21 protein-coding genes are annotated in these 22153 nt (G+C 70.0%); 11 read left to right on the top strand and 10 right to left on the bottom strand.

What is annotated here, in order from left to right:
• Window positions 1-53 precede the first annotated feature (53 nt).
• The gene (locus tag ABT114_RS04155; RefSeq protein WP_351138381.1) at window positions 54-533 is read right to left on the bottom strand and encodes an ATP-binding protein; all 480 of its coding nucleotides are present in this window, start codon (window positions 531-533) and stop codon (window positions 54-56) included.
• Window positions 534-884: 351 nt separating this feature from the next.
• Here ABT114_RS04155 and ABT114_RS04150 point away from each other — a divergent pair, with 351 nt between their 5' ends.
• The 4 genes from ABT114_RS04150 (at window position 885) to ABT114_RS04135 (ending at window position 4672) form a co-directional block, all read left to right on the top strand.
• A complete protein-coding gene (locus ABT114_RS04150) occupies window positions 885-1721 on the top strand; it encodes a Sco1979 family transcriptional regulator (protein ID WP_502987816.1) in 837 nt (278 codons plus the stop codon).
• 164 nt (window positions 1722-1885) lie between these two features.
• Entirely contained in the window at window positions 1886-3346 is a 1461-nt protein-coding gene (locus ABT114_RS04145; protein WP_351138379.1) for an aldehyde dehydrogenase family protein, read from the top strand.
• 111 nt (window positions 3347-3457) lie between these two features.
• Window positions 3458-3997 carry a DinB family protein gene (locus ABT114_RS04140; protein ID WP_351138377.1) on the top strand — a complete coding sequence of 180 codons (540 nt, stop codon included), beginning with the start codon at window positions 3458-3460 and terminating at the stop codon, window positions 3995-3997.
• A 33-nt stretch (window positions 3998-4030) separates the two neighbouring features.
• Window positions 4031-4672, top strand: a complete 642-nt coding sequence (locus ABT114_RS04135; protein WP_351138375.1) for a PadR family transcriptional regulator — start codon at window positions 4031-4033, stop codon at window positions 4670-4672.
• Window positions 4673-4693: 21 nt separating this feature from the next.
• Here ABT114_RS04135 and gad read toward each other — a convergent pair whose 3' ends face one another.
• Entirely contained in the window at window positions 4694-6100 is a 1407-nt protein-coding gene (gene gad / locus ABT114_RS04130) for a glutamate decarboxylase (RefSeq protein ID WP_351138373.1), read from the bottom strand.
• Window positions 6101-6121: 21 nt separating this feature from the next.
• Window positions 6122-7405, bottom strand: coding sequence for an ion channel protein (locus ABT114_RS04125; RefSeq protein WP_351138371.1), 1284 nt, complete (start codon window positions 7403-7405; stop codon window positions 6122-6124).
• Window positions 7406-7758: 353 nt separating this feature from the next.
• On the opposite strand from ABT114_RS04125, the gene ABT114_RS04120 reads away from it, so the two are divergent.
• Complete coding sequence (locus ABT114_RS04120; RefSeq protein WP_351138369.1) at window positions 7759-8763, top strand: DedA family protein; 1005 nt, start codon at window positions 7759-7761, stop codon at window positions 8761-8763.
• 66 nt (window positions 8764-8829) lie between these two features.
• On the opposite strand, the gene ABT114_RS04115 is transcribed toward ABT114_RS04120, so the two are convergent.
• Window positions 8830-10491 (bottom strand): threonine/serine exporter family protein, encoded by a 1662-nt coding sequence (locus ABT114_RS04115; protein WP_351138367.1) that lies wholly within the window; start codon window positions 10489-10491, stop codon window positions 8830-8832.
• Window positions 10492-10596: 105 nt separating this feature from the next.
• Window positions 10597-11088 carry an inorganic diphosphatase gene (locus ABT114_RS04110; RefSeq protein ID WP_351138365.1) on the bottom strand — a complete coding sequence of 164 codons (492 nt, stop codon included), beginning with the start codon at window positions 11086-11088 and terminating at the stop codon, window positions 10597-10599.
• Window positions 11089-11248: 160 nt separating this feature from the next.
• On the opposite strand from ABT114_RS04110, the gene dacB reads away from it, so the two are divergent.
• From dacB to folE, 6 genes are all read left to right on the top strand, one after another.
• Entirely contained in the window at window positions 11249-12763 is a 1515-nt protein-coding gene (gene dacB / locus ABT114_RS04105; protein ID WP_351138363.1) for a D-alanyl-D-alanine carboxypeptidase/D-alanyl-D-alanine endopeptidase, read from the top strand.
• A 65-nt stretch (window positions 12764-12828) separates the two neighbouring features.
• Window positions 12829-13953, top strand: coding sequence for an Rv3626c family coenzyme F420 biosynthesis-associated protein (locus tag ABT114_RS04100; protein ID WP_351138361.1), 1125 nt, complete (start codon window positions 12829-12831; stop codon window positions 13951-13953).
• A gap of 193 nt (window positions 13954-14146) precedes the next feature.
• On the top strand, window positions 14147-15268 hold the full coding sequence (gene tilS / locus ABT114_RS04095) for a tRNA lysidine(34) synthetase TilS (protein ID WP_351138359.1): 1122 nt from the start codon (window positions 14147-14149) through the stop codon (window positions 15266-15268).
• 78 nt (window positions 15269-15346) lie between these two features.
• Window positions 15347-15907, top strand: a complete 561-nt coding sequence (gene hpt, locus ABT114_RS04090; protein ID WP_351139482.1) for a hypoxanthine phosphoribosyltransferase — start codon at window positions 15347-15349, stop codon at window positions 15905-15907.
• A 183-nt stretch (window positions 15908-16090) separates the two neighbouring features.
• Entirely contained in the window at window positions 16091-18130 is a 2040-nt protein-coding gene (gene ftsH / locus ABT114_RS04085) for an ATP-dependent zinc metalloprotease FtsH (RefSeq protein ID WP_351139480.1), read from the top strand.
• Window positions 18131-18272: 142 nt separating this feature from the next.
• Window positions 18273-18878 carry a GTP cyclohydrolase I FolE gene (gene folE / locus ABT114_RS04080; protein WP_351138357.1) on the top strand — a complete coding sequence of 202 codons (606 nt, stop codon included), beginning with the start codon at window positions 18273-18275 and terminating at the stop codon, window positions 18876-18878.
• A 23-nt stretch (window positions 18879-18901) separates the two neighbouring features.
• Here the strand turns inward: folE and ABT114_RS04075 are convergent, their stop codons facing one another.
• From ABT114_RS04075 to folP, 5 genes are all read right to left on the bottom strand, one after another.
• Entirely contained in the window at window positions 18902-19390 is a 489-nt protein-coding gene (locus ABT114_RS04075) for a DUF3180 domain-containing protein (protein ID WP_351138355.1), read from the bottom strand.
• A gap of 96 nt (window positions 19391-19486) precedes the next feature.
• Complete coding sequence (gene folK / locus ABT114_RS04070; protein WP_351138353.1) at window positions 19487-20098, bottom strand: 2-amino-4-hydroxy-6-hydroxymethyldihydropteridine diphosphokinase; 612 nt, start codon at window positions 20096-20098, stop codon at window positions 19487-19489.
• Window positions 20095-20454, bottom strand: coding sequence for a dihydroneopterin aldolase (gene folB / locus ABT114_RS04065; protein ID WP_351138351.1), 360 nt, complete (start codon window positions 20452-20454; stop codon window positions 20095-20097). The genes folK and folB overlap by 4 nt, the downstream gene beginning before the upstream one ends.
• A gap of 270 nt (window positions 20455-20724) precedes the next feature.
• Window positions 20725-21237: a nuclear transport factor 2 family protein gene (locus ABT114_RS04060; RefSeq protein WP_351138349.1), complete on the bottom strand. Its 513-nt coding sequence runs from the start codon at window positions 21235-21237 to the stop codon at window positions 20725-20727.
• Window positions 21234-22142 (bottom strand): dihydropteroate synthase, encoded by a 909-nt coding sequence (folP, locus tag ABT114_RS04055; RefSeq protein ID WP_351138347.1) that lies wholly within the window; start codon window positions 22140-22142, stop codon window positions 21234-21236. Before folP ends, ABT114_RS04060 begins: the two co-directional genes overlap by 4 nt.
• Between the last annotated feature and the right edge of the window lie 11 nt (window positions 22143-22153).

Raw genomic sequence — 22153 nt, 5'->3', positions numbered from 1 at the left:
TCGAAATCTCGTAACGCGCGTAGAACCGCGGCGCCAGAAAGCGCCGCGGTTCGTCATTCGGCGGGGGTTGGCAGATGGAACAGCGCCCAGACCACCTTGCCGTTGAGCGTGCCCGCCAGCGGGTGCCAGCCCCAGCTGTCGCTGAAGGAGTCGACCAGGAACAGGCCGCGGCCCGACTCCGCCGAGAAGTCGCCCGTCTCGCGCGCCACGGGACTGTCATGGCTGGGGTCGCGCACCGCGCACACCAGTCGCTCGGTCCAGCGCATCAGATGCAGCCGCACGGGCGGGTGCTGCTCCGGGACGCGCGCGGTGCCGTTCGGCAGCGCGTGGCGCAGGGCGTTGGTCACCAGTTCGGAGACGACGAGACAGACGTCGTCGAAGCGTTCGTCCATGTCCCACTGGTCGAGGGTTCCCCGAGTGAACCGCCTGGCCTCGCGCACCGCTTCGTAGCGGGCGGGCAGGGCGCAGGAGGCGGCACTGGACACGGCCGCGGGATCCAGCGGCGGAAGGCCCTGCCGTAACGGCTCGAGCATGGTCGATCCATTCGTCCCCATGCGAGGCACTCCCGGGAATTCGCGGTCGTTGCGATGCAGCGGTGGCGCGGGACCATGGTTTCGGATGCGTACAGCAGATGCAAGGGCAGATGCACGTGCACGTGACCGAATTGGACGCTCCCGTACCGCTTCTTGGCCATTTTTTCCGCCATCTTCTCGCCCTCTCTTGCTACCCGCTTGCGCTCGCCTTGCTCCTTCCTGTGCGCATCCTTTGGCTTCTTTCCATCTCTGTAATCGGGCGAGTACTGCTCGGAGTGTTTTAGTGGCAGACTTCGGCCCCTGAAGACGTTGGGGAGGCTGGCGAACGTGAGCGCGGGAGAGCCAGGATCGGTGGTGCGGCGCATGCTGCTCGGCTCGCAACTCAGGCGACTGCGCGAGGCGCGCGGGATCACCCGCGAGGCGGCGGGGTACTCCATCCGTGCTTCCGAGTCGAAGATCAGCCGGATGGAGTTGGGCCGGGTGAGCTTCAAGACGCGGGACGTCGAGGACCTGCTGACGCTGTACGGCATCACCGACGAGGTGGAGCGCAACTCGCTCGTCGCGCTCGCCCGGGAGGCCAACGTCGCCGGCTGGTGGCACAGCTACTCGGACGTGCTGCCCAGCTGGTTCCCCACCTATGTGGGCCTGGAGGGCGCCGCCTCCGCGATCCGCGCCTACGAGGTGCAGTTCGTGCACGGCCTGCTCCAGACCGAGGCGTACGCCCGCGCGGTCGTGCAGCGCGGTATGAAGGGTGCGAGCGAGGCCGACATCGAGCGGCGCGTGACGCTGCGCCTGGAGCGGCAGAAGCACCTCTTCTCCGAGGCCGCCCCCGACTTCCACATCGTCCTGGACGAGGCCGCCCTGCGCCGCCCCTACGGCGACCGTGAGGTGATGCGCGACCAGCTCCAGCACCTCATCGAGATCTCCGAACGCCCCAACCTGCGGCTGCAGATCATGCCGTTCGGCTTCGGCGGCCACTCCGGTGAGTCCGGCGCCTTCACGATCCTCAGCTTCCCCGAGTCCGACCTGTCCGACGTCGTCTACCTGGAGCAGCTCACCAGCGCGCTGTACCTGGACAAACGCGAGGACGTCGCCCAGTACGAGCAGGCGCTGAAGGAACTCCAGCAGGACAGCCCCGGCCCGGACGAGAGCCGGGACCTGCTTCGGGGGCTTTTGCAGCTGTCGTAGGGATAACCCTCGATATTGCTGTGAGGTCCTTGCGCATCCCGATTCCGTCCCCCCAACTCGCTTGATTCGCACGTACGATGACGTGTGATCAGACCAACAGTCGATCGGGGGTTGACCGGGTGTCTGCCTCGACTGCTTCGGCGGCAAGGGGATTGAGGGATCACATGTCGTCCTGCTTCACCGAACTGGCCCTGCAGTACATCGACGGCGAGTGGCGCCCGGGTACCGGCTCTTGGGACATCATCGACTTCAATCCGTACGACGGCGAGAAGCTGGCCTCGATCACGATAGCCACCATCGACGAGGTCGATCAGGCCTATCGGGCGGCCGCCCGGGCCCAGAGAGCGTGGGCCGACGTCAATCCCTACGCCCGTCGTGACATCTTCGACCGCGCGCTGCGGCTGGTCGAGGAGCGTGAGCAGGAGATCACCGAGGCGATCATCGCCGAGCTCGGCGGCACGCATGTGAAGGCCCGCTTCGAGCTCCACCTCGCCAAGGAGTTCCTGCGTGAGGCGGCCCAGCTGACGCTGCGCTCCGAGGGCCGGCTGCTGCCCTCGCCGGTCGACGGCAAGGAGAACCGCCTCTACCGCGTCCCGGTCGGCGTCGTGGGCGTCATCAGCCCCTTCAACTTCCCCTTCCTGCTGTCCATCAAGCCCATCGCCGCCGCCCTCGCCCTCGGCAACGCCGTCGTCCTCAAGCCGCACCAGGACACCCCCATCGTCGGCGGCACCCTGATCGCGAAGATCTTCGCGGACGCGGGCCTGCCGGCCGGTCTGCTGAACGTCGTTCTCACGGACATCGCCGAGATAGGCGACGCCTTCATCGAGCACCCGGTCCCGAAGGTCATCTCCTTCACCGGCTCCGACAAGGTCGGCCGCCACATCGCCACCGTCTGTGCCGCCCAGCTCAAGCGCACGGTCCTCGAACTGGGCGGGAACAGCGCCCTGGTGGTCCTCGACGACGCGGACATCGACTACGCGGTCGACGCGGCCGTCTTCAGCCGGTACGTCGACCAGGGCCAGGTCTGCATGGCCGCGAACCGTGTGCTGGTGGACCGGTCGGTCGCGGCGGAGTTCACCGAGAAGTTCGTCGCCAAGGTGCGCACCCTGAGGACCGGCGACCCGAGCGACCCGCAGACGGTCATCGGTCCGGTCATCAACTCACTCCAGGCGAACGCCATTTCCGCCGCCGTCGACCAGGCCGTCGCCGAGGGCGCCACGGTTCTCGTGCGCGGCGCGACGACCGACAACCTGGTGGAGCCCTCCGTCCTCACGGACGTCCCCGCCGACTCCTCGCTCCTGCACAAGGAGCTCTTCGGACCCGTCGCCCTCCTCGTCCCCTTCGACGGCGAGCAGGAGGCCATCCGCATCGTCAACGACACGCCCTACGGCCTGAGCGGCGCCGTCCACACGGCGGACGTGGAGCGCGGTGTCGCCTTCGCCAAGCAGGTCGACACCGGCATGTTCCACGTGAACGATGGCACCATCCACGACGAGCCGCTCGTCCCCTTCGGCGGCGAGAAGCACTCCGGAATCGGCCGCCTGAACGGCGAGACCACGCTGGACGCCTTCACCACGCTGAAGTGGATCTCGGTGCAGCACGGGCGGAGCTCGTTTCCGTTCTAGTGGTTTCCCTCCAGCCGGACCATTGAGGACAGAAGCTGACCGCAAGGGCCCGTAGCTTCGTCGGTGTCAGGCAGGGACGGTCCCCGCCGCACCGACGAAAGGCAGCCGGTCATGGTCACTCACGTGCGAGCCGAAACGCAGGGCGACGAGCGCGGAGCACTGCTCTCCTTCCTGGCGGAGCAGCGCGGCGGCATCCGCCGGGCGGTGCTCGGACTGACGGAGGAGCAGGCGAGCTCCCGCCCCAGCGCGAGCGAGCTGTCCCTGTCCGGCCTGCTCAAGCACGTCGCCGAGGTCGAGCAGAGCTGGATCGCCCGGGCCAAGGGCGAGCCGCCGGCGGTGAAGCGGGACGAATCCAACTGGCACGAGTGTTTCGTCCTCGTCGAGGGCGAGACCGTGGCCGCGCAACTCGCGTACTGGGACGAGGTCGCCGCTGAGACGGAGGAGTTCCTGCGATCCGTCCCGAGCCTCGACGACACCTTCGCCCTCCCCAGCGACCCCTGGTTCCCGCCGGAGGGGCGGGTCTCCATGCGCTGGGTGGCCCTGCACCTGATCCGCGAGACGGCCCGGCACGCCGGCCACGCCGACATCATCCGGGAGTCGCTGGACGGGAAGACGGCGTTCGAGCTGGTGGCCCAGGAACAGGCGGGCTGAGACCGCTGGGACCAGGGCAATAACCTGGTCCCCATGTCAGCGATCCGTCTCCTCGTGCTGGGCGCCGTCCGCCAGCACGGGCGGGCCCACGGCTACCAGGTGCGCAACGACCTGGAGTACTGGGGCGCGCACGAGTGGTCCAACGCCAAGCCCGGCTCGATCTACCACGCCCTGAAGCAGATGGCGAAACAGGGACTGCTGCACGCGCACGAGGTCGCGCCGTCCACGGCGGGTGGCCCGCCCCGCACCGAGTACGAGATCACCGACAAGGGCACCGAGGAGTACTTCAGGCTGCTCCGGGAGTCCCTGACCGCCTACGACCAGAAGATGGACATCCAGTCGGCGGCCATCGGCTTCCTCGTCGACCTGCCGAGGGACGAGGCGGTGGCCCTGCTGAAGGAGCGGATCCGGCGGATCGAGGCCTGGCGGGCCGAGGTGACCGAGCACTACATCCCCGAGGACGGCCCCGGGCAGCTCGGCCACATCGGCGAGATCATGAACCTCTGGGTCCACACCGCCGACTCGGACTCCGCCTGGACCCAGGGCCTCGTCGAACGGCTCGAGTCCGGCGCGTACACCTTCGCCGGTGAGGGCGAACCGTTCGTCGGCGTCCTGACCGAGGGCGAGGAGAACCCGTACGCGACGGGGGAGCGGCATCCGGAGGACGCGCGCTGAGCGCAGCGCGCCGGACAGGTCCTAGTGGTGAAACCCGGTCGCCGCCGCCTTGTCCCGCGTCAGCGGATGCGACTGCCGGCGCAGCTCCGGCAGCAGCCTGCTCAGGTCCTCCAGGAAGAGTTCGGCCAGGTCGACCGAGAAGCCGTTGCGGCAGACGACGCGGAGGACCGCGAGGTCCTCACGGTTCGGCGGGAAGGTGTACGCGGGCACCAGCCAGCCGTGCTCGCGCAGCCGCCGGGAGACGTCGAACACGTCGTACGACGTCACGTCGTCGGCCGTCGTGAAGGCGAAGACCGGCAACTGGTCGCCCTGGGTGAGGAGCCGGAAGTCGCCGAGTTCCGCCACGCGTGCGGACAGGCCCATGGCCACGTCCCGGGTGGTCTGCTGCACGGCACGGTAGCCGTCGCGGCCCAGCCGCAGGAACGTGTAGTACTGCGCGACGACCTGGGCGCCGGGCCGGGAGAAGTTGAGGGCGAAGGTCGGCATGTCGCCGCCCAGGTAGTTGACGCGGAAGACGAGTTCCTCGGGGAGGGCCTCCTGGTCGCGCCACAGTGCCCAGCCGACCCCCGGGTAGACCAGCCCGTACTTGTGCCCCGAGGTGTTGATCGAGGCCACGCGCGGCAGGCGGAAGTCCCACACCAGGTCCTCGTCGAGGAAGGGCGCGATCATCGCGCCGGACGCGCCGTCGACGTGCACCGGGATGTCGAGCCCGGTCCGCTCCTGGAGGGCGTCGAGGGCCGCGCAGAGGTCCGCGATCGGCTCGTAGGAGCCGTCGAAGGTGGAGCCGAGGATGCCGACGACCCCGATGGTGTTCTCGTCGCACAGCTCGGCCGCGGCCTGCGGATCCAGGTGGTAGCGGTCGCCCTCCATGGGGACCAGCCGGGCCTCCACCTCCCAGAAGTTGCAGAACTTGTCCCAGCAGACCTGGACGTTGACGCCCATGACGAGGTTCGGGCGGGCCCCCGGATACCGGTCCGCGTTCCGCTGCGCCCAGCGCCGCTTGAGCGCCATCCCGGCGAGCATGCACGCCTCGCTCGACCCCGTCGTCGAACAGCCGACGGCCGTCGACGGGTCGGGCGCGTGCCACAGGTCGGCGAGCATCGCCACACAGCGCCGCTCCAGCTCGGCGGTGCGCGGGTACTCGTCCTTGTCGATCATGTTCTTGTCCCGGCACTCCGCCATCAGTACGCCGGCCTGCGGCTCCATCCACGTGGTGACGAACGTGGCGAGGTTCAGCCGGGAGTTCCCGTCCAGCATCAGCTCGTCGTGCACGACCTGGTATGCCGTCGTGGGAAGCAGGGGCGCGTCCGGGAGCCGGTGCCGGGGTGGTGCCTCGGTCATGTCGGCGACCGGGTTCGCCTCCCCGAAGAAGGGGTTCACGGAGAGGGAACGTTCCTCGTGTTTGTCGGGACCTTTGTGGAGGGCCATCTGGATGCTCCTCGGATGGGATCAGCGGACAGGGGTCCCGTCGTCGTGCAGCTGCATCTGCGGCCGCCCCGTCACCAGCAGCCAGGCCGGGAGCGAGGCGATGCACAGCAGGGCGAGAACGGTCGGCGAGGCGACGAGTACCGTGGCGGTGAACAGGCTCACCCAGCCCTGCCGGGTGACGGCCAGGAGCATGCCCAGTACGCCGGACGCCACCCCCAGCGCCGGATGCATCGCGGGCACGAGGGCGTGGGCGCACAGGCCGAGGGCGGTGCCGACGAAGACGGCCGGGAAGATACGCCCGCCCCGGAAGCCGCAGGACGCGGCGACGAGCAGCGCGGCCAGCTTCACCACCGTCATCGTGGCGAACTGCCCCGCCGACCAGCCCTCGGGATCGCTCGCCAGCTCCCCGATCTCGTCGAGCCCCTTGAAGAGCGTCAGAGGGCCGCCCAGCGCGCCCAGGGCCCCCAGGACGACTCCGCCGGCCGGGAGCATCAGCATCGGGTGCCGAAGCCGACGGAAGGCGCCGTGGACGTAAGGGAAGGCGTAGACGGCGCACATGCCGAGCAGCGCGGCCACGGAGGCGACCACGAGCGCCGCCAGCACGTCGCCCCAGCCCGGCCGGCCGAGCGGGGGCAGGTGGAGGTCGAGGGTCGGGTGGGCGACCAGGACGGTCGTGATGGCGCCGGCCGCGCCCGCGAGGAGGGGCGCGAAGAGGTTGTCCCACAGCAGCCCCTTCGCAGGGCGCCCGGCGAAGGCCTCGGAGATGACCAGCGCCGCCGCCACCGGCGTACCGAACAGCGCACCGATCGTCGCCGCCTCCGCCAGCAGCCCCCACAGCTCTCCGGGCTGCCGGGGGAGGACCTTGCGGCCCAGCCAGACCGCCAGGCCGACGTTCGCGGCGATGATCGGGTTCTCCGGGCCGAGGCTCGGTCCGCCGGCCAGCATCAGCACGTTCGCCAGCAGCAGGCCCGGCAGCACCACGGGCGGCAGCGCGGGGGCGCTCAGCCCCATGGTGGCGGGGTCGGGCCCGGCGTGCCCGGGCACCTTCCACACCACCAGCCCGACCGCGATCCCGGTCGCGGTGAGCATGACGAACATCCACAGCACGGAGTAGTGACCGATGCCCAGTGCGTCGGGCAGGTTGTTCCACAGCACGTGCTGGAACTTCTCCGCCACCGCGCTCACCCCGACGAAGACCAGGCTCGCCGCCACACCCACGACGAGAGCGGGCAGGATCAACGGCAGCAGCGCGCGTGCGGGAGTCGCCGGGGTGGTGGGTGACTGCCGCGCGGTGTCCTGGGCCACGGGCTCACCATAAGCGGACGAAACGGACCCAACATCCCGGGTGGGGGGATCGGGGTTGCACCTCACGCGACGTGAGGGTTCATGCACCCCGGCCTCGCCGAGCACCTCAGGGCTGCGATCACCGCGAACGCGGCCCGGCAGGCGTCCTGACGGGGTCCTGGCCCGGTCTCACTCCCGGGCCAGGACCGCCGCCGTCATCACCGATGCCCAAGCTCACAGCTTTGCCCCAGCGGGAGCACAGTGCATCCTGGGAGGAGCCCTGGGAACCTGGTCCTGTGGCGTCGCGTTGATAGCTTTGGGCGGTCCCACCGCCGCACCGACCGCCCTCCCCCGTCCTCAGGAGCCCGGAACCCGTGACTACCCTCGCCCTCGGCCCCGAGTGGTTTACCCCGGACTATCTGATCTCGACCTTCGGGCTGATCGGCATCCTGGTCATCGTCTTCGCCGAGTCGGGTCTGTTCGCCTTCCTGCCCGGCGACTCGCTGCTGTTCACGGCGGGTCTGCTGGTCGCCGACGGCAAGTGGATCCACCAGCCCCTGTGGCTGGTGTGCACGCTGATCGTGGCCGCCGCGGTCCTCGGCGACCAAGTCGGCTTCCTGATCGGCAAGTTCTTCGGGCCGAAGCTCTTCAGCCGCCCCAACTCCAGACTCTTCAAGCAGGAGAATCTGGAGAAGGCCCACGAGTTCGTGGAGAACTACGGCCCCAAGGCCATCGTGCTCGCCCGCTTCGTGCCGATCGTGCGCACCTTCGCCCCGATCATCGCGGGCGCCGGCCGCATGAAGTACCGCACCTTCATCACGTACAACCTGATCGGCGGTGTCCTGTGGGGCACCGGCGTGACGGTCGCGGGCTACTTCCTCGGCCAGATCGACGTCATCAAGAACAACGTCGAGGCCATCCTCGTCCTGATCGTCCTCATCTCCGTCATCCCGGTGATCATCGAGGTCCTGAAGGCCCGCAAGGAACAGCGCAACGCCCCGGCAGTCCCCCCGGCCCAGCAGCAGCCCTTCCAGCAGCAGCCTCCGGCCATGGACGACGCGACGACCCAGCTGCGCCGCATCCCGCCGGTCGAGCAGCCCCAGAACCAGAACTACAACCAGGGCCGGCAGCAGCCGTACGGCACGGACCAGGGTTACGAGCAGGGTTACGACCAGTACTACGGACAGGGCCACGGCCAGCCCCAGCAGCCGTACGCCCAGCCGCAGCAGCCTTACACAGAGCCCCAGCAGCAGCCGTACGCCCAGCCCCAGCCCCAGCAGCCGTACGCCCAGCAGTACCCCCAGGGGTACGGCCAGCAGCCGTACGGCTCACAGCAGGACTACCAGCAGGGCGGGCAGTACCCGTACAACCAGGGCTGAGCAGCGCCCCGACCGGGGTGCGAGCCGGTACGCGCCCCGACCGGGGCGCGAGCCGGCACCCGGCGCTCAGAACCCTCGCGTCCGCTTCGCGGCCCGCCGCTTCCCGGCGGAGCCGATCCGCAGGAACATCCGCGAGATCTCCGACCCCAGATTGACCCCGATGGCGATGGCCATCGCCAACGCCGCGGCCTTCGACAACGACACCAGCCCCTCGTCGACCTGGTTCTGCGCGATCGACAACAGCCCGAAGTACGTCGAGGAACCCGGCAGCAGCGGCCCGATCGCCGCTGTGGTGTACGGCAGCGCCGACGCGAAGCGGTAGCGGGACAGCAGCTGCCCGAACAACCCCACCAGTCCCGCCGCCACCGCCGTGGAGGCAACCGGCGAGAGCCCGCCCGTGTAGTGCATCGCGCCGTACACCGACCACGCGACACCGCCGTTCAGGGTCACGGCCAGCACGGTGGACCGTTCCTGCTGGAGCAGCACCGCGAAGGTCAGCGACAGCAGCATCGACGCGCCGATCTGCAACAGCGGCCGCTCGGTGATGCCCAGAGCCGCGTCGGGGTTGAGGTGGGCGCCCAGCTGCACGCCGACGTAGAGCATCACCAGCACCCCGATGACGATGCCCACGAAGAAGTACATGACCTCCAGCAGGCGCGCGGCCGCCGTGATGTAGAAGCCGGTCAGGCCGTCCTGGACCCCGGCGACCAGCGCCCGCCCGGGCAGCAGCGCGAACAGTCCACCGGTGATCACCGCGGACGCCTTCACGTCGACGTGTGCCAGCGTCAGCGCGATCCCCATCGCGGCCGGAGGCATCGCGGCCACCGTGAACTGGTAGAACTCCGGCAGCCCGCGACCCGCGCACAGCCACGCCAGCCGGTCGCCGAGCATCGCGCCGATCGCGGCGGCCACGAAGACGAGCAGGTCACCGCCGACGAGCACGGAGGCCGCGCCCGCGAGCAGCCCGCTGGCCGAGGTCAGCACCCAGGTGGGATACGGGTGCCGGTTGCGGCGGATCTCCGCGAGCCGCCCGTAGGCCTCCTCCAGGGAGATGTGCGCCTCGGGGTCGCTGAGGTCGTCGACGAGCTGGAACACGGCCGCCAGGCGCGTGTAGTCGGTGCCCCGGCGGCGCACGGTCCGTGACGCCGTCACCGGGTCCTCGACCAGGGACGGCTGGTACGAGATCGACAGCAGGGTGAAGGTGACGTTCGGTTCGCAGCGGTCGAGGCCGTAGGAGCGGCAGACCGCGAACATCGCCGCCTCCACGTCCTCGGCGCCCTCGCCGCCCGCCAGCAGCAGCTCCCCGATACGCAGGGTCAGGTCGAGCACGCGCGGGACGGCAGGAGCGCCCTCCTCGGCCTTCTGCGCCACCTCCAGCGCGGGCCGCTCGGCCACCGGCATGCGCAGCATCGTGCGCATCCGGTCCTGCCAGGGGACGTCCTTGGTCAGACTGACCCGCGGGATGCCCGCGGGCGGCGTGAAGGCGGGCGGGGCACTACGGGCGCTGTACGTCCGCGGCGTACTGAACGCCGAACCCTCGGACTCCCCGGCGGCCGGGTGCGCCACGTCGAGGCCGTCGGGGACGGCGAACTCGGACGTGGTCTCCGGCTCGGTGCCACCCTTCGGGACGGCCAGCCCTTTCGGGATCGCGAACTCGGACGTGATCTCGGAGTCGTACGTGCCCCTCGCCTCGTCCGACTGCGGTTTGCGGTCCTCCGCCTCCGTCACTGACGCAACGCTCCCTGAACGACGCCTTTCTCAGACCTCAGTATGCGCACAGACATGCCGACGGGCCGCACGCGTGCGCGTGCGGCCCGTCGAGCGGCAGGGGGCTCAGTGACCGCCCTGCTCCTTGAAGCGCTTGTACGACTTCTCGATCTCGGCCTCGGCGTCCGCGCGGCCCACCCAGTTGGCGCCCTCGACGGACTTGCCGGGCTCCAGGTCCTTGTAGACCTCGAAGAAGTGCTGGATCTCCAGACGGTCGAACTCCGACACGTGGTGGATGTCGCGCAGGTGCTCCACGCGCGGGTCGTGCGCCGGGACGCACAGCAGCTTGTCGTCGCCGCCGGCCTCGTCCGTCATACGGAACATGCCGATCGTGCGGCACTGGATGAGGCAGCCCGGGAAGGTCGGCTCGTCCAGGATGACCAGCGCGTCCAGCGGGTCGCCGTCCTCGCCGAGGGTGTTCTCGACGAAGCCGTAGTCGGCCGGGTAGCTGGTCGAGGTGAAGAGCCGACGGTCCAGCCGGATCCGACCGGTCTCGTGGTCCACCTCGTACTTGTTCCGCGAACCCTTCGGAATCTCGATCGTGACGTCGAACTCCACCGGTGGCTCCTCCATGATCAGCACATAGTTCTGGTGATTAAGTGTCCCTCACGCAGGTGTGTGATCGCGAAAGGGGCTGGTGGTCGTGCCCGAGCTGAGGCCTTGGCAAGCCGCGAGACCGCATGTGGTGCGGATCGCGGGCGCCGTACGACCGCGTCTCATGCGAGCCGCGACGGCCGTGAAGCCGCGGGTCGCGCGGCTGGCACAAGCCGCGAAACCGCAGGTCGCAAGGGTACGCAAGCCGAAGACCTGGCAGTACACCGCGGGCGCCGCCACCGCCGGGCTGGCCCTGGCCGCCGGTGTGGTGACCGCCGCCGGTCCCTGGGACTCCTCCGGTCAGCGTACGGCCGAGCGGGACTGGGCCGCCGCCCAGGAGGGCACGGGTGGCGCAGATCACGGTCGTAAATCCGGTACGTCCGACACGGAGGCCGGGGCGCCGCGGCCCGCGCCCAGCGCCGCGACCGTGCTGACCGGCCTCGGCGGCGCCGCGAACACCGTGAAGTCGGCGCCGGACGGGACGTCCCTCGCCGACGTCCTGGATCCCCTCCTGGAGAACGAGGCGCTCGGTGCCCGTCACACGGCCGTCGTGGTCGACGTGAGCAACGGCAAGCGCCTGTACGGCACCGGGGCCGACGACGCGCTGACCCCCGCCTCCACGACGAAGCTCGCCACCGCCGTCGCCGCGCTCTCCGCGATGGGCGCCGACCACCGCTTCACCACCCGCACCGCCCTCGAACCCGACACCAAAGAACTCGTCCTGGTCGGCGGCGGCGACCCGACCCTGACGGCCCGTAAGGACGCGGCCGGCTGGGCGAGCCTGCGCACCCTCGCCGCCGACACGGCCGCCACCCTGAAGAAGCGCGGTGTGAGCGAGGTGAAGCTCTCGTACGACAGCACCCTCTACGCCGGCTCCGCGGTGCACCCGATCGGCGTCAACGACAACCTCGCTCCCGTCAGCGCCCTCGTGGCCGACGAGGGCCGCACCGACGACTCGACGAGCGGCCCGGCGACCCGCGTGAGCGACCCGGCGGCCGACGCGGCCCGCCGGTTCGGCGAGTTCCTGAAGTCCGACGGCATCAGGACGACCTCCGCCGGCCCCGCCAAGGCGACCAGCCGCGCCGAGCCCCTGGCCGCCGTCTCCTCGCCTCCGTTGTCCGACCTGGTCGAGCGGATGCTGACCAACAGCGACAACGACATCGCCGAGGCTCTCGCCCGCCAGACCGCCGTCGCGACCGGCGAGCGCGCCGACTTCGCCGGCGGCGGCAAGGCGATCCGCGCCCAGCTGAAGAAGCTCGCACTGCCCCTGACCGGCGCCGACTTCAAGGACGGCAGCGGCCTGAACCGCGCCGACAAACTGACGGCGGACCTGCTGACCGCCCTCCTGCTCGAGGCCGCCGACCCCGCCCACCCCGAACTCCGCCCGGTCCTGACCGGCCTGCCCGTCGCCGGTTTCACGGGCACCCTGGCCGACCGCTACACGGACGGCGCGGCCGGCGTCGTACGAGCCAAGACCGGCACTCTCACCGGCGTCAACACCCTCGCCGGCACGGTCGTCGACCGGGACGGCCGCCTGCTTGCCTTCGCCTTTCTGACGTCGGACACGACGGATGCGTGGGCGGCCCAGTCGGCGCTGGACAGGACCGCGACGGCGCTGGCGGGGTGCGGCTGCGGCTGAGCCCGGCGGGTGGGCGGCCGCTCCGCGGCCTGCCCCAAGTGGGAACGCTCACGTACCGTTGACGCATGACGAGCATCGGTGGTGCCGAGATGGTCGACTGGAATCTCGCGGTGGCGACCGCGACCCGGCTCGTACGGCCGGGCCCCGAGGTGAGCCGCGACGAGGCGAGGGCCGTCGTCGCGGAACTGCGCCGGCATGCCAAGGCCTCGGAGGAACACGTCCGGGGCTTCACTCGTATGGGCACGGAAGACATCCATGACACGCCCGTACTCGTCGTCGACCGCCCCGGCTGGGTCCGGGCGAACGTCGCCGGGTTCCGGGAGGTGCTCAAGCCGCTGCTCGACAAGATGCAGGAGCGGCGCGGGAACACCCCCGGCGGCGCGGTCCTCGGCGCCGTCGGCGGCAAGGTGACGGGCGTCGAACTCGGGATGCTGCTGTCGTTCCTGTCCTCGCGCGTCCTCGGCCAGTACGAGACCTTCGCCCCGGCCACCCGTGAACTCCCGGCAGGCCAGAACGGCGGTGGCCGCCTGTTGCTCGTCGCGCCGAACATCGTGCACGTGGAGCGCGAACTCGACGTGCAGCCCCACGACTTCCGTCTCTGGGTGTGCCTGCACGAGGAGACGCACCGCACCCAGTTCACCGCGGTGCCCTGGTTGCGCGACCATCTCGAGAGTGAAATCCAGTCGTTCTTGGGGGAGACGGATGTCGACCCGATGACCTTCCTGGAACGCATCCGGGAGGCTGCCCAGTCGCTGGCCGGCGGCCGCCCCGAGGGCGAGGAGGACGACGGCGGACGCTCCCTCGTGGAGCTGGTGCAGACCCCGGTCCAGCGGGAGATCCTCGCCCGCCTCACCGCCGTGATGTCCCTGCTGGAAGGGCACGCCGACTTCGTGATGGACGGGGTCGGCCCCGCCGTCGTCCCGAGCGTCGCGGAGATCCGCGAGAAGTTCCAGCAGCGCCGCGCCAAGGGCGCTTCGCGACTGGACACCGCCCTGCGCAAACTGCTGGGCCTGGACGCCAAGCTCAGGCAGTACCGGGACGGCGAACGCTTCGTACGGGCCGTGGTGGACCAGGTCGGCATGGACGGGTTCAACCGTGTGTGGACTTCCCCGAACACCCTCCCGACCAAGGCGGAGATCGCCAAACCGGCGGACTGGGTCGCGCGGGTGCACCGCAGGACCGAGTCGTGAACCGCGCAGGAGAGTCGTGAAACGAATCCGGCCGACGGCAGGCGAACGCCCCTCCAATCACCCGTCCGAGGGACCGTGGGGCATGGGTAGGCGTGCAATGCTCGGGTAACGGCCTGGTTCTGTCACCATCGACACACTCTGAGTGACCGAACCTCGGGCTCACCCCCCGAAAACTTCATGAAGGGAACCGGACATGGGTCCCCATCCTGCGGTCGCGGCGATACGCCTGGCGGTCCGCCGCGTCCTCCACGACATCCTCCTCGAACTCAACAGCACCACCACGGGCACCATCGGCGCCACCAGCACGATCGGCATCACCAGCTCTGTCGGCCAGGCCTCCGCCCGGTTCTCCGACCAGGTCCCGGCCCAGAGCACCGACCACCCCCCGCACGAGCGCCCGGCGCCGCCGCTCGTGCTCGTGGCGTGCTCCGGCGGCGCCGACTCCATGGCGCTCGCCTCCGCCCTCGCCTTCGAAGCCCCCAAGCTCGGCATCCGCGCCGGCGGCGTCACCGTCGACCACGGCCTGCAGCCCGGTTCCGACCTGCGCGCCGCTGAAGTCGGCCTGCGCCTGCGCGAACTCGGCCTGGACCCGGTCGAGTCCATCGCCGTGTCCGTCGGCCGCGAAGGCGGGCCCGAAGCCGCCGCCCGTGACGCCCGCTACGCCGCCCTCGACGGTGCCGCCGCCCGCCACGGCGCCGCCGCGATCCTGCTCGGCCACACCCGCGACGACCAGGCCGAGACCGTCCTGCTGGGCCTCGCCCGCGGCTCCGGCATCCGCTCGCTGTCCGGGATGGCCGCGGTCTCGGGGGCCGACGGCCGCTACCGCCGCCCCTTCCTCCAGCTCGACCGGCAGACCGCCCGCAAGGCCTGCATGGCCCAGTCGCTGCCCGTGTGGGACGACCCGCACAACGCCGACCCGGCCTACACCCGCTCCCGGCTCCGCCACGAGGGCCTGCCCGCGCTGGAGAAGGCCCTCGGCAAGGGCGTCGTCGAGGCCCTCGCCCGTACGGCCCAGCTCTCCCGCGACGACGCAGACGCCCTCGACGCCTGGGCCAGCCAGGCCGAGGCCTCCGTACGCGACGCGACGGGCCTCCTGGAGTGCGCCAAGCTCTACGCGCTGCCGCCCGCCGTGCGCCGCCGGATCCTGCGCCGCGCCGCCATCGAGGCCGGTGCCCCGGCCGGATCGCTGTTCGCCCGCCACATCGAGGAAGTCGACCGGCTGATCACCGGTTGGCGCGGTCAGGGAGCCATCAACCTCCCGGGCAAAGTCGTCGCCCAGCGGCAGGGTGGCAGACTGGTGATTCGGCAAGGCTGAATCTCCCCCCTCGGGGAGACGGCCGGTCTCCCCTTCGGGGAGGGGCCGGGCAGCTGGTGGGACGACCGACCGAAAGTGATGCGGGTGGACGCGAAAGACATGGGTGCCGACCTCAAAGAGGTACTCATCACCAAGGAAGAGATCGACGCGAAGCTGGCCGAGCTGGCCGCGAAGGTCGACGCGGAGTACGCGGGCAAGGACCTGCTGATCGTCGGTGTCCTCAAGGGCGCGGTGATGGTCATGGCCGACCTCGCCCGGGCGCTGTCCACCCCTGTCACCATGGACTGGATGGCCGTGTCCTCGTACGGCGCGGGCACGCAGTCCTCCGGCGTCGTGCGGATCCTCAAGGACCTCGACACCGACATCAAGGGCAAGCATGTCCTCATCGTCGAGGACATCATCGACTCCGGCCTGACCCTGTCCTGGCTGATCTCCAACCTCGGCTCCCGCGAGCCCGCCACCCTCAAGGTGTGCACGCTGCTGCGCAAGCCCGAGGCCGCCAAGGTCGCCATCGACGTCGAGTGGGTCGGCTTCGACATCCCCAACGAGTTCGTCGTGGGCTACGGCCTCGACTACGCCGAGAAGTACCGCAACCTCCCGTTCGTCGGTACTCTCGCGCCTCACGTCTACGGCGGCTGAGCCCGACGGGCCAAGCCCAGTAGGACGATCGGGAACCCCAGCGGGCCTCGCGCCGTTGGAGCATGCAGACGGATCGCCAGTTGTCCCGTGCGGCTTCGGTCCACAATGCTGGGGTACCGTCAGAAGAACTGTCTTATCAAACTCACTATGGCAGGAGGGACGGGGCGGCACCGCTCCGTATGGATGGACGTGAAGCGATACTTCCGTGGGCCGGTCATGTGGATCGTGCTGGCCGTCCTTGCCGTGGTCGTGTTGATGCAGGTCGTCGGCTCGTCCGGCGGCTACAAGACGGTGGACACCGGCCAGGTCGTCCAGGCGATCAACGACAACAAGGTCGAGTCGGCCAAGCTCACCACCGGTGACGAGCAGACCATCAAGGTCACGCTCAAAGACGGCGTGAAGGTCGACGACAGCTCGAAGATCCAGGCGAGCTACATCGGCGACCAGGGCGTGACCATCGCCAACACGCTGCAGACCAAGTTCCAGGACAAGCAGATCCCCGACGGTTACACCGTCTCGCCGACCAAGCAGAACGCGTTCGTCGGCATCCTGCTCTCCCTGCTCCCCTTCGTCCTCATCGTCGTCGTGTTCCTGTTCCTGATGAATCAGATGCAGGGTGGCGGCTCCCGGGTCATGAACTTCGGCAAGTCCAAGGCGAAGCTCATCACCAAGGACACCCCGAAGACGACGTTCTCGGACGTCGCGGGCTCGGACGAGGCCGTCGAGGAGCTCCAGGAGATCAAGGAGTTCCTCCAGGAGCCGGCGAAGTTCCAGGCGGTCGGCGCCAAGATCCCGAAGGGCGTACTCCTGTACGGCCCTCCCGGCACCGGCAAGACCCTGCTCGCGCGCGCTGTCGCGGGCGAGGCGGGCGTGCCCTTCTACTCGATCTCCGGTTCCGACTTCGTCGAGATGTTCGTCGGTGTCGGTGCCTCCCGAGTGCGTGACCTGTTCGAGCAGGCCAAGGCGAACGCCCCCGCGATCGTCTTCGTCGACGAGATCGACGCGGTCGGCCGCCACCGCGGCGCCGGCCTCGGCGGTGGTCACGACGAGCGCGAGCAGACCCTGAACCAGCTGCTCGTCGAGATGGACGGCTTCGACGTCAAGGGCGGCGTCATCCTGATCGCCGCCACGAACCGCCCGGACATCCTCGACCCGGCCCTCCTGCGCCCCGGCCGCTTCGACCGCCAGATCGCGGTCGACCGTCCGGACATGCAGGGCCGTCTGGAGATCCTCAAGGTCCACCAGAAGGGCAAGCCGGTCGCTCCGGACGTCGACCTGTCGGCCGTCGCGCGGCGCACGCCGGGCTTCACCGGTGCGGACCTGAGCAACGTCCTCAACGAGGCCGCGCTGCTCACCGCCCGCAGCGACCGCAAGCTGATCGACAACTCGATGCTGGACGAGGCGATCGACCGCGTGGTCGCGGGCCCGCAGAAGCGGACCCGGATCATGTCGGACAAGGAGAAGAAGATCACCGCGTACCACGAGGGCGGCCACGCCCTGGTCGCGGCGGCCTCGCCGAACTCCGACCCGGTCCACAAGATCACGATCCTGTCCCGGGGCCGTGCCCTCGGCTACACGATGGTGCTCCCGGACGAGGACAAGTACTCGACCACGCGCAACGAGATGCTCGACCAGCTGGCATACATGCTGGGCGGCCGCGCTGCCGAGGAACTGGTCTTCCACGACCCGACCACGGGCGCCGCGAACGACATCGAGAAGGCCACGGCCACCGCCCGCGCGATGGTCACGCAGTACGGCATGACCGAGCGGCTCGGCGCGATCAAGTTCGGCGGTGACAACACCGAGCCCTTCCTCGGACGTGAGATGGCTCACCAGCGCGACTACTCGGAAGAGGTCGCCGCGCTCGTGGACGAGGAAGTCAAGAAGCTCATCGAGAACGCGCACAACGAGGCCTGGGAGATCCTGGTCGAGAACCGCGACGTCCTCGACAACCTGGTGCTCCAGCTGCTGGAGCGGGAGACCCTCGGCAAGGAGGAGATCGCCGAGATCTTCGCCCCGATCGTCAAGCGGCCGCCGCGGCCCGCCTGGACGGGTTCCTCCCGCCGTACGCCGTCCACCCGTCCGCCGGTCCTCTCCCCCAAGGAGCTGGCACTGACGAACGGCGCGAACGGCGCGACGCCGGCCATCAGCACCGCGAAGTCGACGGCGGCGGACTCCGCCCCGGCGACGGAACCGGTCACGGAGGACCGCCCGGAGAGCTGACGCTCTCGGCCCCGGTGATCCCACCGGGCCCGGAATGGATGCCACGCCCCCCAGGTTTAGCCTGGGGGGCGTGGCATTTTGGTATGCCCGCAGACCAGACGCGTGGCCCGCACGCACGACAGGCACAGGAACGAGGCTTCAGATGACCGACCCCGTGACGCTGGACGGCGAGGGCTCCATAGGCGAGTTCGACGAGAAGCGCGCCGAGAACGCCGTACGCGAACTCCTGATCGCGGTCGGCGAGGACCCGGACCGCGAGGGACTCAGGGAGACGCCGGCTCGGGTGGCGCGGGCGTACAAGGAGATATTCGCGGGGTTGTGGCAGAAGCCCGAGGACGTGCTGACGACGACGTTCGACCTGGGGCACGACGAGATGGTGCTCGTGAAGGACATCGAAGTCCTCAGTTCCTGTGAACACCATCTGGTGCCGTTCGTCGGAGTTGCCCATGTGGGCTACATTCCGTCCACCGACGGCAAGATCACCGGCCTCTCGAAGCTGGCTCGGCTCGTGGACGTGTATGCCCGTCGGCCGCAGGTGCAAGAACGACTCACGACGCAGATCGCCGACTCGCTGATGGAGATCCTGGAGCCTCGCGGCGTGATCGTCGTCGTCGAGTGTGAGCACATGTGCATGTCGATGCGGGGCGTCCGCAAGCCCGGGGCGAAGACCATCACGTCGGCCGTGCGCGGTCAGCTGCGTGACCTCGCCACCCGCAACGAGGCAATGAGCCTGATCATGGCGCGATAACGGCACGCCGCCCCTGGCCGGCGTCACGCCGCCGGAGCTGCCCCCGTGTGGTTGTTCTCGTCGTCCTCCGGGAGCTTGCACACGCGCTCGAGGAAGATGGCCGCCGCTATCACGGCGATGCCGGCCAGGACCGAGAAGCCGGCGTAGATGGCCTGGTCGCGGCGGGCGGGGATGTCGAGGGACTCCAGGAGGAAGGCGCCGGTGCCGCCGTACATGCCGGCGACGAGGGCCGCGACCAGGGCGCTGGCCTGGCCGAAGACGACCGCGCGGGCCGCCATGAGGGGGTCGACACCCTTGGCGTCGGGGCGGCGCTCGCGCTGGGCCTTGAGGCGGGCGCGGATCGAGAGGGCCGTGGCGAGGAGGATCACGGCGATCACGGCGAGGACGATGGGGGCGGCCAGGGGGACGCTGGGGAGTGTCCCCACCGCGCTCCACAGGCGGGCGCCGGCCCACGAGAGCACTCCGGCGACGACGAACACGCTTGCCAGCACCCTGATGCGAAGCTCTCTCACGGTGTCCCTTCAGCTCCCCCGGACTGCGGTCCCGGACTGCGGTCGTGGACGGCCCGCCGGGGCGGGCCGTTCCTGTGGTCGTCTCGACCTTAACGACTACTCGGGCAGCCGGAGTTCCAGGTCCCCGCGCGGCGTGACCCCGTCGCTGGTGACGGTGTCGAGGAGGTCGGCGACCGCGCCCCGGCCGGGCAGCTGGGCCTCGGGCTCGACGTCGTGCCAGGGGGCGAGCACGAAGGCGCGTTCGTGGGCGCGGGGGTGGGGGAGGGTGAGCTGCGGGTCGTCGGAGACCACGCCGGCGTACGCGACGATGTCGACGTCGAGGGTGCGCGGGCCCCAGCGCTCGTCCCGTACGCGGTTGAAGGCCTCCTCGATCGCGTGTGCCCGCTCCAGGAGCGAGGACGGCGGAAGGGTGGTCTTCAGGACCACGACCGCGTTGAAGTACGACGGCTGGCTGCCGGGCTCGACGCCCCACGGCTCCGTCTCGTACACGGGGGAGACGGCCTTGACGCGCAGGCCGGGGGTGTCCTCGAGGGCGTCGACGGCGCCCTGGAGGGTCTCCAGGCGGTTGCCGAGGTTCGAGCCGAGGGAGATCACGGCCCGTTTCGGGTTGTGGAGGGTGGTGTCGGCCGCGTCGACCTGCTCGACGACGGAGGCGGGTACCGGCTGTACGGTCGGGTCGCTGTGACCCTTGGTGAAGAACGCGGTCATGCTCGGCTCCGGGTGATGGTGACGGTCACGTCGTCGAACGGGACGGTGATCGGTGCGTCGGGCTTGTGGACGCAGACCTCGACCTCCTCGACCCCTTCGTGCTTCAGGCAGGTCAGGGCGATGCGCTCGGCGAGCGTCTCGATGAGGTTGACGGGCTCGCCCTGGACGACGGCCACGACCTCCTCCGCCACGATGCCGTAGTGCGCGGTCTTCGCCAGGTCGTCGTCGGCCGCGGCAGGCCGGGTGTCCAAGCCCAGGACGAGGTCCACGATGAAGGTCTGGCCCTCCTCGCGCTCCTTGGGAAACACCCCGTGGTGCCCGCGGGCCTTGAGGCCGCGCAGCGCGACACGATCCACGCGAATCACTCCTGCAATCGTCGGACAGCGTTTTCCGGGGACAACCCCGAGCCGGTTCGCACCGTGTGCGGGCGGCACACCGGCCTCGAACGAATCTACCTGCGAGCACTGACAGTGCCGGGCCACACGGGCGCCGGCTCCGGCCGGGTCCAGAAGGTTTCATAGGGCGTTTCCCCTGGGAAACCCGGCGGCTCACGGCCTGATAGCCGCGCCTACCCAGGCGGCCGTGATTCCAACCACTTCTTGGTCCTCGCGGACCCGTCCACCCACTCAGGAGGGGGTGCCGTGGGTGTCCTCGTCCTCCTCCTCGCCGGTCTCGGCCAGCACCGGCGAGGCGTGGTGCGACCAGAGTTTCCAGCCGTCGGGTGTGCGGCGGAACACGTTCGTGGCGACCACCAGCTGGCCGACGAGCGGGCCGAGCTCCTCGCTGCCCTCGGGAGCCGGGCCGCCGCTGAGGATGTTCTCGGTGCAGTTCACCAAGGCGGTGTCGCCGGTGACGGACACGTGTACATCGGTGAGGATGAACTGGATGTACTCGGTGTTCGCCATGATCAGCGCGTACGACCTGAGGACCTCGCCGCGGCCGGTGAGCACGGGCCAGCCCGGGTGCACGCAGGAGATCACGCCGGCGTCGGCCGGGTCGTGGTACTCCTCGTCGACGCCCAGGTCGGCGGGGGTGAGCCAGAGCGAGGTCAGCTCTTCGAAGTCGCCGCGTTCCATCGCCTCGTAGAAGGCGGTGTTGGCGGCCTCGACCTGCTCGACGTCGGTGTGGGGGGCGCTCACCGGGCTCCCTCGGGGGAGCCGGCGCCCGGCGCGTACTTCGCCGCCGTACGCGCCCCCTCCACGGCGCGCGCGACCCGCACCGCGTCCGCCGTGGCGCGCACCTCGTGCACGCGCACCGCCCACGCGCCGGCCTGCGCCGCGAGCGCTGAGACGGCGGCCGTGGCCGCGTCGCGCTCCCGCGCGGGCGGCGGCGCGCCCTCCGGCCCCGCCAGCACGCGTCCGAGGAAGCGCTTGCGGGAGGCGGCGACGAGCAGGGGGTGACCGAGAGCGTGCAGTCGGTCGAGGTGGGAGAGCAGGGCCAGGTCGTGCTCGGCCTCCTTGGAGAAGCCGAGGCCGGGATCGATGACGATGCGGTCGGGGGCGATGCCGCCCTCCAGGACGGCCTCCACGCGCGCGCGGAGCTCGTCGACGACTTCGGTAACGACGTCGGCGTACGCGCCCTGGACGGTGCCGCCCTGGAGGAAGCCGCGCCAGTGCATGACGACGAAGGGGGCGCCCGCTTCGGCCACGACCTGGATCATCGCGGGGTCGGCGAGGCCGCCGCTGACGTCGTTGACCAGGGCGGCGCCGGCCGCGAGGGACTGTTCGGCGACGGAGGCGCGCATGGTGTCGACGGAGATGACGACGCCTTCGGAGGCGAGGCCGCGGACGACGGGGATGACGCGCTTGAGTTCCTCCGCCTCGTCGACGCGGGTGGCGCCGGGGCGGGTGGACTCGCCGCCGACGTCGACCAGGTCCGCGCCCTCGGCGACCAGGTCGAGGCCGTGCTTGACAGCGGCTGTGGTGTCGAACCAGCGGCCGCCGTCGGAGAAGGAATCGGGGGTCACGTTCACGACTCCCATGACCGCGCAGCGATCCCATTCCGGTAGGCCTGTCACGCGCCCGCGTCCGCTCTGCTTGCTCATACGTTCAGCGT

The organism is Streptomyces sp. NPDC002088, from assembly GCF_040296605.1.
Classification (GTDB): domain Bacteria; phylum Actinomycetota; class Actinomycetes; order Streptomycetales; family Streptomycetaceae; genus Streptomyces.
The sequence above is the reverse complement of the archived record's forward strand: the minus strand, read 5'-3'. Positions and strand labels throughout refer to the sequence as shown.

What these genes read in the sequence shown, in the direction of transcription:
- ABT114_RS04155 (WP_351138381.1), bottom strand. Translation starts at nt 533, where the DNA reads ATGCTCGAGCCGTTACGGCAGGGCCTTCCGCCGCTGGATCCCGCGGCC.
- ABT114_RS04135 (WP_351138375.1), top strand. Translation starts at nt 4,031, where the DNA reads ATGTCAGCGATCCGTCTCCTCGTGCTGGGCGCCGTCCGCCAGCACGGG.
- dacB (WP_351138363.1), top strand. Translation starts at nt 11,249, where the DNA reads ATGCGAGCCGCGACGGCCGTGAAGCCGCGGGTCGCGCGGCTGGCACAA.
- ftsH (WP_351139480.1), top strand. Translation starts at nt 16,091, where the DNA reads ATGGACGTGAAGCGATACTTCCGTGGGCCGGTCATGTGGATCGTGCTG.
- hpt (WP_351139482.1), top strand. Translation starts at nt 15,347, where the DNA reads ATGCGGGTGGACGCGAAAGACATGGGTGCCGACCTCAAAGAGGTACTC.
- folP (WP_351138347.1), bottom strand. Translation starts at nt 22,142, where the DNA reads ATGAGCAAGCAGAGCGGACGCGGGCGCGTGACAGGCCTACCGGAATGG.
- ABT114_RS04145 (WP_351138379.1), top strand. Translation starts at nt 1,886, where the DNA reads ATGTCGTCCTGCTTCACCGAACTGGCCCTGCAGTACATCGACGGCGAG.
- folK (WP_351138353.1), bottom strand. Translation starts at nt 20,098, where the DNA reads ATGACCGCGTTCTTCACCAAGGGTCACAGCGACCCGACCGTACAGCCG.
- gad (WP_351138373.1), bottom strand. Translation starts at nt 6,100, where the DNA reads ATGGCCCTCCACAAAGGTCCCGACAAACACGAGGAACGTTCCCTCTCC.
- tilS (WP_351138359.1), top strand. Translation starts at nt 14,147, where the DNA reads ATGGGTCCCCATCCTGCGGTCGCGGCGATACGCCTGGCGGTCCGCCGC.
- ABT114_RS04140 (WP_351138377.1), top strand. Translation starts at nt 3,458, where the DNA reads ATGGTCACTCACGTGCGAGCCGAAACGCAGGGCGACGAGCGCGGAGCA.
- folE (WP_351138357.1), top strand. Translation starts at nt 18,273, where the DNA reads ATGACCGACCCCGTGACGCTGGACGGCGAGGGCTCCATAGGCGAGTTC.
- ABT114_RS04100 (WP_351138361.1), top strand. Translation starts at nt 12,829, where the DNA reads ATGACGAGCATCGGTGGTGCCGAGATGGTCGACTGGAATCTCGCGGTG.